This window comes from uncultured Paracoccus sp. (assembly GCF_945915435.1).
Lineage (GTDB): Bacteria > Pseudomonadota > Alphaproteobacteria > Rhodobacterales > Rhodobacteraceae > Paracoccus.
The window spans coordinates 63,613-76,343 of record NZ_CAMEFG010000011.1 but is presented as its reverse complement, the minus strand read 5'-3'; the positions used below and the strand labels follow the sequence as shown (position 1 = coordinate 76,343).

Below are 12,731 nucleotides of genomic sequence, written 5' to 3'. Positions count from 1 at the left end.
CGAGACGAGACGAGACGAGACGAGACGAGACGAGACGAGACGAGACGAGACGAGAAAAATATCTCGTAACAGCCTTGGCGTAAAGGCCCCGCGCGCTTGTCAGGCTGCATAAGGCGGCACCCGCCCGCATCGGAATCACCCGCGCGCGCCCCGCGCCGTCTGGCCGGGCCTTGCGCCATCCGATGGCCATCCGCTGGTGTGGCGGGGTCAGATTCGGGGACCGGACCCCGGTGCGGCAAAATTGACCCGCACAAGGCGATTTTTCCCCGCATCGGACGTAAATCGCTTTCTTTCTCAGCTTCAAGTTGCACCATGAAGGTATCGGAGGTGGGGAAAGGGGCGATCGCATGGGCAGTCTGCTGGTCGGTTTCATATTCGGCCTGATCGGCGCGGCCATCGCCCTGCTGGCAGGGGCGTCGCTGTTCCAGGCCTTCCTCGCCTATGTCGCGACAGGCATCGCAACCACCCTGATCTGCGCAATCCTGACCGCCGGCCGCGCCCGGCAACGCCGGCGCAACCCGGCCCCGCGCGAAGCGGGGAAAGAACGGATCTCGTAGCTTCGTCAGACCTCGACCCGAAAGGCCGTTTGCCGGCCGATGTCGAACACGCGCCTGTAACGCGCGATCTCATCCCTGGGTCCGGTGGCCTTTTCGGGGTTGTCCGACAGCTTGACCGTGGGCCGCCCCTCTGCCGCGACCGCCTTGCACACCAGCGAAAAAGGCGCCAGCCCATCGCCCGGCACCAGCCCGCGAAAATCGTTCGTCAGCAGGGTGCCCCAGCCGAAGCTGACCTTCACGCGGCCATGGAATTGCGCGAACAACTCGCGGATCCTGGCCACGTCCAGCCCGTCCGAGAAGATGATCAGCTTCTCGCGCGGGTCCTCGCCCCGGTCCTGCCACCAGCGGATCGCGGTCTCGGCCCCCTTGACCGGATCGCCCGAATCGATGCGGATGCCGGTCCAGCCTGCCAGCCAGTCGGGCGCATGTTCCAGGAATTTGTCGGTCCCGTAGGTATCGGGCAGGATGATGCGCAGCATCCCGTCATGCTCTTCGTGCCAGTCGGCAAGCACCTTGTAGGGCGCCTGCCGCAATTCGTCGTCGCTGTCTGCCAGCGCGGCATAGACCATCGGCAATTCATGGGCGTTGGTTCCGATGGCCTCGATATCGCGGCGCATGGCGATCAGGCAGTTCGAGGTGCCGATGAAACGCTCGTCGCCCAGCCCCTCGACCATCGCCTGAACGCACCAGTCCTGCCACAGAAAGCTGTGCCGCCGCCGCGTGCCGAAATCGGCGATGCGCAGGTCGGGACCAAGCCCGCGCAAGCCTTCGATCTTTTCCCAAAGGCAGGTCATGGCGCGGGCGTAAAGCACCTGCAATTCGAACCGGCCCATGTCCTTCAGCACAGCGCGCGAGCGCAACTCCATGATGATCGCAAGGGCGGGGATTTCCCACAGCATCACCTCGGGCCATGACCCTTCGAAGGTCAGTTCATATTGGCCGTCGCGCTTTTCAAGCTGATAGGCGGGCAGGCGCAGGTTTTCCAGAAACTCCATGAAGTCGGGGCGGAACATCTGGCGCTTGCCGTAAAAGGTATTACCGCGCAGCCATGTGCTTTCCCCGCGCGTCAGCGACAGGCCCCGCGCGTGGTCCAGTTGCTCGCGCAGCTCGCCCTCGTCAATCAGATCGGCCAATCGGATGCCGGTCGTGCGGTTGATCAGGCTGAAGGTCACGCGCGTATCGGGCCGGTTGCGGAAAACCGACTGGCACATCAGCAGCTTGTAGAAGTCCGTGTCGATCAGGGATCGCACGATGGGGTCGATCTTCCACTTGTGGTTATAGACGCGGGTCGCGATATCGACATTCGGGATCATCATGCCAGCACTACCCCGGCCTGGGTCATGGACTGGCGTGCGGCGGCCAATGAGCCGTCAAGGTCGATCGCCCGGCAGGCCGATTCGACGACCGTGGCGGAAAAGCCCAGCTTCGCCGCGTCGATGGCCGACCATGCCACGCAGAAATCATGGGCAAGCCCCACGAAGGTCACATCGCGCAAGCCGCGTTCCCCCAGATAGCCCGCAAGCCCGGTCGGCGTCGCGTGGTCGTTGTCGAAAAAGGCCGAATAGCTGTCGATACGGGGCCGGAATCCCTTGCGGATCACCAGATCGGCGCGGGACAGGTCAAGGCCGGGATGGAAATCCGCACCCGCTGATCCGATGACGCAATGGGCGGGCCACAGCACTTGCGGGCCGTAATCCATCTGAACCACGCTGAACGGTTCAGTGCCGGGATGGTTCGCGGCAAAGCTGCGATGATCCGCCGGATGCCAGTCCTGCGTCAGCACCACGGCGTCGAAGTCCCGCATCATCGCGTTGATGGGGGCGACCAACTCGTCGCCGCCCGCGACGGCCAGCGCACCGCCGGGGCAGAAATCCCGCTGCATGTCGATCACGATCAAGGCCCGCGTCATGGCGCCCCTCCTTCCCGGTTCGGGGCATGATTTGCGGTTTTTCGCTGCGGCTGCAAGCGATTTGCGGCACGGGCGCTTGATGCGCGGCGCGGTTTGGGGCAATGGGCGGGGCATGTTCACCGTCGCCGCCCTTTACCATTTCACCCGATTCGAGGACCCCGCCGCCCTGCGCGCGCCCCTGCTGGACGCCTGCGAAAGCGCGGGCGTCAAGGGCACGCTGCTGCTGGCGCGCGAGGGGGTCAACGGCACCATCGCAGGCACCCGCGCGGGCATCGACGCGGTGCTGGCCCATATCCGCGCCCTGCCCGGCTGCGCGGGGCTGGAATGGAAGGAAAGCACCGCCGAGACCATGCCCTTCGGCCGCATGAAGGTCCGCCTCAAGCGCGAGATCGTGACGATGGGCCAGCCCGACGTCGATCCGACCGCCACGGTCGGGCATTACGTCGATGCGCTGGAATGGAACGCGCTGATCTCGGCCCCCGACGTGGCCGTGATCGACACCCGCAACGATTACGAGGTCGAGATCGGCACCTTTGCCGGCGCCGTCGATCCCGGCACCCGCAGCTTTCGCGAGTTTCCCGACTGGTGGCGGCAGAACGCGCATCGCTTCGCGGGCAAGCGCATTGCCATGTTCTGCACCGGCGGCATCCGCTGCGAGAAATCGACCAACTACCTGATTTCTCAGGGCGTGGATCAGGTCTTTCACCTGAAGGGCGGCATCCTGAAATATCTGGAGGAGGTGCCGCAGCAGGACAGCCTCTGGCAGGGCGAATGCTTCGTCTTCGACAAGCGCGTCAGCCTTGGCCACGGGTTGCGGCAGGGCGATCACGACCTCTGCCACGCCTGCCGCCGCCCGCTTGCCCCCGCAGACAAGACCCGCCCGGAATACGAGGAAGGCGTGTCCTGCCACCGCTGCCTTGCCGAATACACCGACGCCGACCGCGCCCGCTTCCGCGAAAGGCAAAGACAGGTCGAGCGGGGCGAGCTGGAGTTATAAGGGCTGCGCAGGGTGTCGGGTGCCGTTTGCCTTGTGCAGGCGCGCCATGGCAACGGCATCGACATGATCCCCTGCCCTGAACGCATAGGCTTTGAACAGTCCTTCACGTTCGAATCCCGCTTTTTCGTAAAGACGGATGGCCGCGGCATTGTCCGCGTTCACCATCAACTCGAGCCTTGAAAGTGCCAGCCAGTTGTCGGCAGCGTCGATCAGTGCAGCCAACAAGGCCGAGCCTATCCCCCTGCCGTGGAAGTCGTCATGGACGCCGATGCCGATGCTGGCCACATGCCGACGGCGGCCTTCGAGTTGTTGCAGGCTTGCCTTGCCCACGATCCTGCCGTCTTGCTCGGCCACGATCTCGGTGAAGCCGGGTGGCGCTGTCTCAAGGCGTTTTCGCATCCATTCGACGGAATGAAAGGGCGTCCGAAGAGTGCCGTGGCGGTAACCGGGCAGGTTGACCAGGACGGCAAGCTGATCGCAGTCCCTTGGCTCGGCGGCGCGGATAATCAGGTCGCTCATGGAAAGGCCTCTGGCAAGCAGGACCAAAGGTATGGGAGCTTGCAAGGAAATGCGCAACCCGCCATGCCCGCATAACGCAAACACGCGATTGCAGGCATCACCCCCTCAGCGCGGTTTCGAAAGCTGCCAATCCAGCCCCGCGCGGACGGCGGGCCATTCGGGGGCGGTGATGCTGTAGACGCAGGTATCGCGCAAGCTGCCGTCGGGCATGCGCATGTGCTGGCGCAGGATGCCGTCCAGTTTCGCGCCCAACCTCTCGATGGCGCGGCGGCTTTGGCGGTTGAGGAAATGGGTGCGGAACTCGACCGCCAGGCAGTCCAGCCGCTCGAAGGCATGGGTCAGCAGCAGGCGCTTGGCCTCGGTGTTCAGGGGGGTGCGCTGGACGCGGGCGGCATACCAGGTCGAGCCGATCTCGACCCTTGGGCCTTGCAGGTCGATGTTCATGTAGGTGGTCATGCCGACCGGCTGGCCGCTGGCGGTGTCGATGACGGTGAAGGGCAGCATCCTGCCCGCCGCTTGCAGGGACAGGCGGCGGTCGATCTCGGCCCCCATCCCGTCGGGTTCGGGAACGCTGGTATACCACAGCCGCCACAACTCGCCATCCCGCACCGCCGCCGCCAGGTCGTCGCGATGATCGCGCGACAGGGGAACAAGCCGGACATGGCGGCCCGTCAGCGTAACGGGTTCCAGAGGCATGGTTTCAGGGCGCATCGGCGCGGTCCTTTTGCGGGTGGCAGGGCGGCCCCGCAAGGCCGCCCCCTGCTTACTTCACCTGGCCCAACCGCCCCGCTGCGATGGCGGCCATGTTGAGAATGTCGTTCACGGTCGAGGTGGTCGAACAGAACTGGATCGGCTGCGGCGCCCCCGTCAGGATCGGGCCGATCACCGTCGCCCCCGCCATTTCCTGAAGCAGCTTGACCGAGATCGAGGCGGAATGCCGCGCGGGCACCACCAGCACATTCGCCGGGCCCGTCAGGCGCGAGAACGGATATCGCGCCGCCTGTTCGGGATTCAGCGCGACGTCCACGGTCATCTCGCCCTCATATTCGAAATCGACGCCGCGCCGGTCCAGAACCTCGGTCGCCTTGGCCATCTTCACCGCGCGTTCGCTGACCGGATAGCCGAAGGTGGAAAAGGACAGGAAGGCCACGCGCGGGTCCAGCCCAAGGCTGCGGGCGACATGGGCGCCGCGGGTGGCGATATCGGCCAGGTCCTCGGCCTCGGGCCATTCATGGACCAGGGTGTCGCCCATCAGGACGATGCGCCCGTTGTGCAGGACGGCGGTGATACCCACCGCGCCATCCTGCGGGCGCAGGTCGAAGACGCGGCCCAGTTGCGACAGGACCTGTCCGCTTTTGCGGGTGGCCCCGGTCACCAGCCCGTCGCCATGCCCATGCGCCAGCATCAGCGCGGCGAAGATATGGCGGTCGCGGTCGGCCAGCTTGTCGGCATCCTCGCGGTCGATGCCGCGGCGTTGCAGGCGGGTATAGAGGAACTGGTGATAGGCATCGAGGTGCCGGGTGGTTTCGGCGTTGACCACCTTGATCTCGCGATAGGCATCGCCAAGCCCGGCGGCCTCCAGCTTGGTGCGGACGTCGGCCTCGCGCCCGACGACGAGGGACTGGCCCATGCCGCCGCGCTGCCAGGATACGGCGGCGCGCAACACGCGGGGATCGTCGCCCTCGGCAAAGATCATGCGGGCCTGCGCCTGGCGCGCGCGGGCGTGGATGCCCTGCAAAACGGCGGCGGTCGGATCCATGCGCGCCTTGAGCGACTGGACATAACCCTCCATGTCGATGATCGGGCGGCGGGCGACGCCGGTATCCATGCCCGCCTGCGCGACCGCCGGGGGCACGACATGGATCAGGCGCGGGTCAAAAGGCGTCGGGATGATGTAATCGCGACCGAAACGCAGCTTGCGGCCATAGGCCACGGCGACCTCGTCGGGCACATCCTCGCGCGCAAGCTCGGCCAATGCGCGGGCGCAGGCGATCTTCATTTCATCGTTGATGGCGCGGGCGTGGATGTCCAGCGCACCCCGGAACAGATAGGGAAAGCCCAGGACGTTGTTGACCTGGTTGGGATAATCGCTACGGCCCGTGGCGACGATCGCATCGGGGCGAACCGCCTGCGCCTCTTCGGGGGTGATTTCGGGATCGGGGTTGGCCATGGCGAAGATCACCGGATTGTCGGCCATCGATTCGACCATCTCGGGCGTCACGGCGCCCTTGGCGGACACGCCCAGGAATACGTCCGCGCCCTTCATCGCATCTTCCAGCGTGCGGGCCTCGGTCACCACGGCATGGGCGGATTTCCACTGGTTCATGCCCTCGGTCCGGCCCTGGAAGATCACGCCCTTGGTGTCGCACATGATGCAGTTTTCCTGCCGCGCGCCCATCGACTTGACCAGTTCCAGGCAGGCGATCCCCGCCGCGCCCGCACCGTTGAGGACGATCCTGACATCCTCGATCTTCTTGCCCGACAGCTCCAGCGCGTTGATCAGCCCGGCGGCGCAGATGACGGCGGTGCCGTGCTGGTCGTCGTGAAAGACCGGAATGTCGCAGAGTTCCTTCAGGCGCTGCTCGATGATGAAGCATTCGGGCGCCTTGATATCTTCCAGGTTGATGCCGCCGAAGGTGGGCGACATCAGATGGACGGCCTTGATGATCTCATCCGCGTCTAGGGTGTCCAGTTCGATGTCGATGGCATTGACGTCGGCGAAACGTTTGAACAGCACCGCCTTGCCCTCCATCACCGGCTTGGAGGCCAGCGCGCCAAGGTTGCCAAGCCCCAGGATCGAGGTCCCGTTCGACACGACCGCGACCATGTTGCCCTTGACGGTATAGTCATAGGCGGTCTCGGGGCGCGCGGCGATGGCCTGCACGGGCACCGCGACGCCGGGCGAATAGGCCAGCGACAGGTCGCGCTGCGTCGTCATCGGGGTCGAGGCCACGATATCGTATTTGCCCGGACGCGGCTCAAAGTGATAGGCCAGCGCCTCCTCATCCGTGATCCGCGAATTGCGCGAGGTGTTGTCCGTCATCCTTCCCCCCTTTGAATGCCGCCGCCTTCCGACGATGAGGGGCGGCTTATATACCCCAAATGCCCAAGATTAGCGCAACATGACAGGGAATTTCGACAGCGGGGCGCGTTTTTTTGCACCCCCTTGCAGGCACGAGGTCAGCCAAGCGCCAGCGCCTGCGCGATTTCGGGCCAGTGCAGCCGGATCGCCGCCGCCGCCAGCAAGGCCGAGACCGCCGCCGCCAGCATGTCGTGGCGCGGGTCCCAGGCATCATGCCGATGCGCAAGCCGCGCCACCACCGGATAGGCCAGCACATGCGCGAGCGCCTGCCCCAGCAGCACGCCGGGCAGCCCCATCCGCCAGGCACCCAGCCCGACCAGCAGGACATAGATCGCGGACAGCGCCGCCTGCATGTTGAACATGCCCCGCGTATCACCCGCCGCCAGCGCCGCATAGCCATAGCTGATGACCAGGATTTGCGGCAATTGCAGCAGCGCGATCACCACCAGCAGCCCCCCCGCCGCCGCATAGCGGCTGTCGTAGAGCAATCCGACAAGCCACGGCCCGGCCAGTGCCAGCAGCGCCGCGACCAGGACCAGGAAGACCGCGACCCCCCCGCGCACCCGCGCAAGCAGGCGGAAATCCGCGACGCTCGCGCCCGGCGGGTGCTGGCGATACATCGGGATGAACAGCCGCCCCCCGATCGCGCCGCCCACCATCATCGGGACGGTGCCCAGGAACAGGCCGATATTGTAGATCCCCAGCCCCTCCAGCGTCAGGACGCGGCCAAGGATGATCCGGTCGCCCTGAAACAGCAGGAAGCCGCAGATGGTGCTGAGAAAGATCCACTTGCCGAAGGCGACCAGCTCGGACCGCGCAGCCGCCTCGAACCGAAAGCGGTTGACATGGCCGGGCAGCAGGAAATGCGTCATCGCCAGATGGACCAGCGCGCCGGTGACGTTGCCGATGGCCAGCGCCCAGACCGATTGCAGCAGCCATGCGGCCAGCACGGTGATGGCGATGTTGACGGCCTGCGCGGCCAGTTCGACCGCCGTCAGACGGCCCAGGATCAGGTGACGCGCGGCGGTGTCGATGCGGGTCGGGTTGAACCCCGCCACCAGCAGCGAGATCGCCGCAACCGGAAAGATATGCGCGAATGCCGGGGCGTCGTAGAAATGCGCCAGCGGCACGGCGATCAGCGTGGCGGCGCCCAGCAGGATCACGCCGCGGATGACCTTGATCGTCCAGGCGGTGTCCAGGAAATCCGGGTCGTCGCCGCGCCTGCTTTGCATGATCGACGGACCCAGCCCCATGTCGCTGAACATCATCAGCCCGATCAGGAAGCTGGTGACCAGCGTCATCAGTCCGAAATCGTCGGGGCTGAGGATGCGCGTCAGGATCAGGTTCGAGGCAAGCCGCATCGCCTGCCCGCCGCCGAATCCGATCACGGACAGGATCGAGCCGCCAAGCGCGCGCGAGGCCAACGGCCCTTTCGGGGATGCGCCGCCGGACATGGATCAGCCGCCGCTGCCCATCGGCCCGACCACGCCGGGCGACGGCACGCCGGGCAGGTAGCCCGTCAGCCAGATCGCGGCGATGGTCCCCAGGATCGCGATCAGGGCGATCTGGGTCCTGGCCCGCCTTTGGCGCGCCAGGTCGCTTGCATTGGGAATATAGGCCAGTTCGACCACCGGGCGCAGGCCGGTTGCGCGCATGAACTGGCCGCTGCTGCGCAGCACCGGCTTGCGCAGTTCCAGCAGGAAGGACAGGCCAAGGGCCGCCATCACGCTGGCAAATCCCCCAAGGATGGCGCTTTTCTTGCGCCCCGACATGGCTGGAAACTCGGGCGGCACGGCGGGTTCCAGCACCACGAGACGCTCGGTCTGGTTGCTTTCCTGCAAGGACCTCAGCATCTCGACCTCGGCCAGCCGGCGCGAGGTTTCGGCGTAGCTGTCCTGAAGGCGGCGCTGTTCGCGGGTCAGAGCCTCGACCTCGCGCATGACCTCAGCCATGCGGCCACGGGCGGCATCGATGGCGGCCTGACGTTCGGACAGCATCACCCGCTGGCGGCGCAACTGCTCCAGCTGGGCGTCGATAAGGGTGATCTGGTCGTCCACGATGGGCGAGGACTGGATCAGCCCGCCCTGATTCAGGCGGCGGATGTTTTCTTCCAGCCGCGCGATCTCGGGGTGGTCGGCGGCAAAGGTGCGGCGCGCCTGCGCCAGTTCCAGTTCGGCCGAGCGCAACTGCTGGGCCAGCGACCCGGCGGGGCGGCCCTCGATGGTGGAATCGGCGGCCTGGATGGCAAGGCGTTCACGTTCCAGCGCCATGATTTCGCGGTCCAGAACGGATTCCTGTTCGTTCAGGCGGGCGATCTCGGACAGGACATGTTCCTGCGACGAGGGCAGCGAATCCTCATTCTGCATGCGGTAATCGGCAAGGCGGCCCTCATGGGCCTCAAGCTCCTGCTCGATGCGGGTTTCCATCGCGGTCAGGAAGCTGCGGGTTTCCTGGATGCGCGCGTGACGGCCGATCTCGTCCTGGTCGATGATCGAGGCGGCGAAGTCATTGGCCAGATCCGCCGCCTTCTGCGCGGTTTCCGCCTGGACCGTGATGACGATGGCGGAAAGCGGCGCCGCGGCCATGCCCCCCGAATCGCGCCCCGTCGCCGCCACGCTGTCGATTCGCGTCGACTGGCGCAGCAGCGCGACCTTTTCGTCAAGCGACAGGGGCAGCGCGGTATAAATCCGGTGACGCTCGATCATGTCGATGATATTGGCACGCACCATCAGCCGCTGCTCGATCAACTGAACCCGCCGCGCGGCGGGAACCCCCGCGTCGCTTTCGGGGTCGATGATCGCAGGCGCCTCGACCTGGATGACCGAGATCCCCTCGTAGACCCGCGGCGAGGTCACGGCCAGATAAAGCGCCACCAGCAGCCCCAGCACCAGCACCAGCAGCACAAGCGGCAGCCTGCGGCGGATCATCGCGACGACGTCTTCGATGGATTGGATCGGTCCCAAGCTGACGCCCCTTTATTGCCCGGCCTTGTTCAGCACCACGCCCATCAGCGGAGGCATGTCCGCAAGCAGGCGTTCGCATTCCTTCATCTGCGCCGCCGTCGTGCGCCGCCCGTCCGCGACCAGCAGGATCGCATCGGCCAGGGGCAGCGCGGCCAGCCCCACGTCCCCGCCCAGCAGGGGGGCGCAATCCATCAGGACGACATGGGCCGGATCCGATTTCACCAGTTGTTGCAACGCATTGGCCATGCGCTGCCCTTGCACGAACTCGGCCGCCTCGTCCTCGGGCGCGGCGGGGGCCAGGACGGCGAAATTGGGGTGGTCGGGCTGCACATGCAGCAACGCGGCCAGATCCCCGCCCGCGCGGGTGGTCTGGGCATAGCCCGCGCAACCCGGCAGGCCCAGCCGCGACGCGACCGCGGGATCCGCAAGGTCCAGGTCCACCAGCATCACGCGCGTCCCGCTGTGGCGCCGAATCACCTGCGCCAGGTCGACGGCCACCGTCGTTCCCCCCGCGCCCGGCGTGACCGGCACGACGGCAAGGCGATTCCAGCCGCGTTCGCGCATCTCTCGCATCAGGCGGGTGCGCAGCAGCGCCAGGCTCTGGCTGCGGGTGGCGCTGTCCTGCGCACGCTGGCCCCGCGCATCCGGGTCCTGCCCACGGTCAAGCCCAAGCCCGCCCCGCAATCCCGGCTTGCGCGACAAGCCGCCGGTGCCGGAGATGCCGCCCCGCTGGCTTTCGTCGATCACATCGTTCAAGATTTCGGTCCCCGGCCAAGCAATTCCCGCCGCGCGTCATGCCCGGCACAGCCACATTAGCGCCTCACTCATGCACCGGGCAACGGCTGACGCCAAGCCACATTGCGTCAAAATACCTCGCATTTTAACAAAACCCGTGAAAATCCCGGCGGATCGGGTATGGAAGGCGCAGCGGATCAGACTTGGGCCTATTACCATGAGCCAGAATCAGGACAGCGCGCAGGTCATCATACCCGCGCATGACGAAGGCGACTGGATCGCGGATTGCCTGGAATCGCTGCTGGCGCAGGACCATGCCGGGCCTGTCGATGCGATCGTCGTCGCGAACGGCTGCACCGACGACACCGCCCAACGCGCGGCGCGGATGGCGCCCGGCTTTCACGCGCGCGGCTGGCGGCTGCGGGTCGAGGATCTGCCGCAAGGCGGCAAGACCGGCGCATTGAACCACGCCGACGCGCTGGCGGGACCGGGGCCACGCATCTACCTGGACGCCGATATCCGCATGGGGCAGGGCCTGCTGGCGGGGATCGTCGCGGCGCTGGCCGTGCCGCAGCCGCGCTATGCGGGCGGCAGGTTGCAGGTGGCGCGGGCGGACAGCGCGGTTTCGCGCCATTATGCGCGGTTCTGGCAGCGCCTGCCCTTCGTGGCGGGCAATGTGACGGGGGCGGGGCTGTTTGCGGTCAACCCTGCCGGGCGGGCGCGATGGGGGTGGTTTCCGCAGATCATTTCGGACGACACCTTCGCGCGGCTGAACTTCTCGGCGGCTGAGCGGGTGCTGGTCGACATCCCCTATGAATGGCCCATCGCCGAAGGATTCGACAGGCTGGTCCGCGTCCGCCGCCGGCAGGACAATGGCGTGGCCGAGATCGCGCGCATGTTCCCCCAGCTTCTGCGCAACCAGGGCCACGACCGCCCCGGCAGGGCCGAACTGGCGCGGCTGGCACTGCGCGATCCGGCCGGATTCGCGGTCTATTCGCTGGTCGCGCTGGCCGTGCGGGCGGGGCGCAACCGGCAGGAATGGGCACGAGGACGTTGACCCCGCAGCCGGGATCGGCAGGTTTCGGGAAGGCCTTCAGGGGGTTGGGAACTCTGCGACGGTCTGCCGGGCGATCTCTTGCAGGATACGGGCCTGCTCGGGCGTCGGGCCGGGATGCCCGGACAGGCGGGTGGGCAGGCCGACCGGGCTTTCCCCGGTGATCGACGCATAATGGACCATTGCGACGAAATAGAACCCCAACCCGTTGGGGTGAATATCGTCGCTGAAAAGCTGGCGGATCGAATCCAGGCCCGGCACCTCGCCCGCGTCGATCGCATCGCTCAGCCGTGCCATCGCCTGCCCCGCCGGGATCAGTTTCATGGGCGCCCGGCCCGGCGGCAGGTCGCGGTTCGCCTCGTCCACGATGGCGCGCCAGAGCGGCAGGTCCTGATCCAGCCGCGCCCGCCAGGGTATGTCGTCGTGATCATCATGGGGCACGTCGACCCCGGTGCCGCTGTCCAGGCTATGCCATGATTCGTAAAGAAAGGGTTGCACCTGCGGATTGCCCTGCGCCGCCAGATCGACCCATTTGCGCGAAAACCGCCCCGAATCGTGATAGGCGACGGTTCCGTGCAGGGGCACCCGTTCGGTCAGGACCAGCGCCTCGACCGGGTTGCGGGGCAGCCAGTCGCGGCCGTCCCGCCCCTCGGCCCCGCTCGAATGGTCCCAGATCCATTCCAGCGGCGCGCCGTTGATGATCGAATATTCGACCCGCTGATCGACCAGGTCGTCCATCATCCGCGGCAATGTCGGGCCGACCAGGCTGTGCCCGATGTAGAAGGCCGCGACGCCCTCCATCAGCAGATGCAATGTTGCGCCGACCATAAGGCCCCCTTTGAAGCTGCTTTCCGCCTGCCGGGTCTGGCGGATATTGACATGCATCGCCCCGGCATGGTCACCTTAGGCAGACAA

12 protein-coding genes are annotated in these 12,731 nt (G+C 66.3%); 3 read left to right on the top strand and 9 right to left on the bottom strand.

Annotated elements, in window-relative coordinates; genetic code table 11:
• The first annotated feature begins 347 nt into the window (after window positions 1-347).
• Window positions 348-557 carry a hypothetical protein gene (locus Q0O97_RS05805; protein ID WP_294926136.1) on the top strand — a complete coding sequence of 70 codons (210 nt, stop codon included), beginning with the start codon at window positions 348-350 and terminating at the stop codon, window positions 555-557.
• A 5-nt stretch (window positions 558-562) separates the two neighbouring features.
• On the opposite strand, the gene pncB is transcribed toward Q0O97_RS05805, so the two are convergent.
• Both pncB and pncA read right to left on the bottom strand, forming a co-directional pair.
• A complete protein-coding gene (gene pncB, locus Q0O97_RS05800; RefSeq protein ID WP_294926135.1) occupies window positions 563-1,873 on the bottom strand; it encodes a nicotinate phosphoribosyltransferase in 1,311 nt (436 codons plus the stop codon).
• Window positions 1,870-2,466, bottom strand: coding sequence for a bifunctional nicotinamidase/pyrazinamidase (gene pncA / locus Q0O97_RS05795; RefSeq protein WP_294926134.1), 597 nt, complete (start codon window positions 2,464-2,466; stop codon window positions 1,870-1,872). Before pncA ends, pncB begins: the two co-directional genes overlap by 4 nt.
• Before the next feature lie 112 nt (window positions 2,467-2,578).
• On the opposite strand from pncA, the gene Q0O97_RS05790 reads away from it, so the two are divergent.
• Window positions 2,579-3,463, top strand: coding sequence for a rhodanese-related sulfurtransferase (locus tag Q0O97_RS05790; protein ID WP_294926133.1), 885 nt, complete (start codon window positions 2,579-2,581; stop codon window positions 3,461-3,463).
• Here Q0O97_RS05790 and Q0O97_RS05785 read toward each other — a convergent pair.
• From Q0O97_RS05785 to Q0O97_RS05760, 6 genes are all read right to left on the bottom strand, one after another.
• Entirely contained in the window at window positions 3,458-3,982 is a 525-nt protein-coding gene (locus Q0O97_RS05785; protein WP_294926132.1) for a GNAT family N-acetyltransferase, read from the bottom strand. The genes Q0O97_RS05790 and Q0O97_RS05785 overlap by 6 nt on opposite strands.
• A 105-nt stretch (window positions 3,983-4,087) precedes the next feature.
• Window positions 4,088-4,678 carry a GNAT family protein gene (locus Q0O97_RS05780; RefSeq protein WP_294926139.1) on the bottom strand — a complete coding sequence of 197 codons (591 nt, stop codon included), beginning with the start codon at window positions 4,676-4,678 and terminating at the stop codon, window positions 4,088-4,090.
• A gap of 67 nt (window positions 4,679-4,745) precedes the next feature.
• Complete coding sequence (locus Q0O97_RS05775) at window positions 4,746-7,025, bottom strand: NADP-dependent malic enzyme (RefSeq protein WP_294926130.1); 2,280 nt, start codon at window positions 7,023-7,025, stop codon at window positions 4,746-4,748.
• A 137-nt stretch (window positions 7,026-7,162) separates the two neighbouring features.
• Window positions 7,163-8,518, bottom strand: coding sequence for an oligosaccharide flippase family protein (locus tag Q0O97_RS05770; RefSeq protein WP_294926129.1), 1,356 nt, complete (start codon window positions 8,516-8,518; stop codon window positions 7,163-7,165).
• A 3-nt stretch (window positions 8,519-8,521) separates the two neighbouring features.
• The gene (locus Q0O97_RS05765) at window positions 8,522-10,027 is read right to left on the bottom strand and encodes a lipopolysaccharide biosynthesis protein (RefSeq protein ID WP_294926127.1); all 1,506 of its coding nucleotides are present in this window, start codon (window positions 10,025-10,027) and stop codon (window positions 8,522-8,524) included.
• Window positions 10,028-10,039: 12 nt separating this feature from the next.
• Window positions 10,040-10,783, bottom strand: a complete 744-nt coding sequence (locus Q0O97_RS05760; protein ID WP_294926125.1) for a chromosome partitioning protein — start codon at window positions 10,781-10,783, stop codon at window positions 10,040-10,042.
• A 196-nt stretch (window positions 10,784-10,979) separates the two neighbouring features.
• On the opposite strand from Q0O97_RS05760, the gene Q0O97_RS05755 reads away from it, so the two are divergent.
• Window positions 10,980-11,819: a glycosyltransferase gene (locus Q0O97_RS05755; protein ID WP_294926123.1), complete on the top strand. Its 840-nt coding sequence runs from the start codon at window positions 10,980-10,982 to the stop codon at window positions 11,817-11,819.
• 36 nt (window positions 11,820-11,855) lie between these two features.
• Here Q0O97_RS05755 and Q0O97_RS05750 read toward each other — a convergent pair whose 3' ends face one another.
• Window positions 11,856-12,644, bottom strand: coding sequence for a hypothetical protein (locus Q0O97_RS05750; protein ID WP_294926121.1), 789 nt, complete (start codon window positions 12,642-12,644; stop codon window positions 11,856-11,858).
• Between the last annotated feature and the right edge of the window lie 87 nt (window positions 12,645-12,731).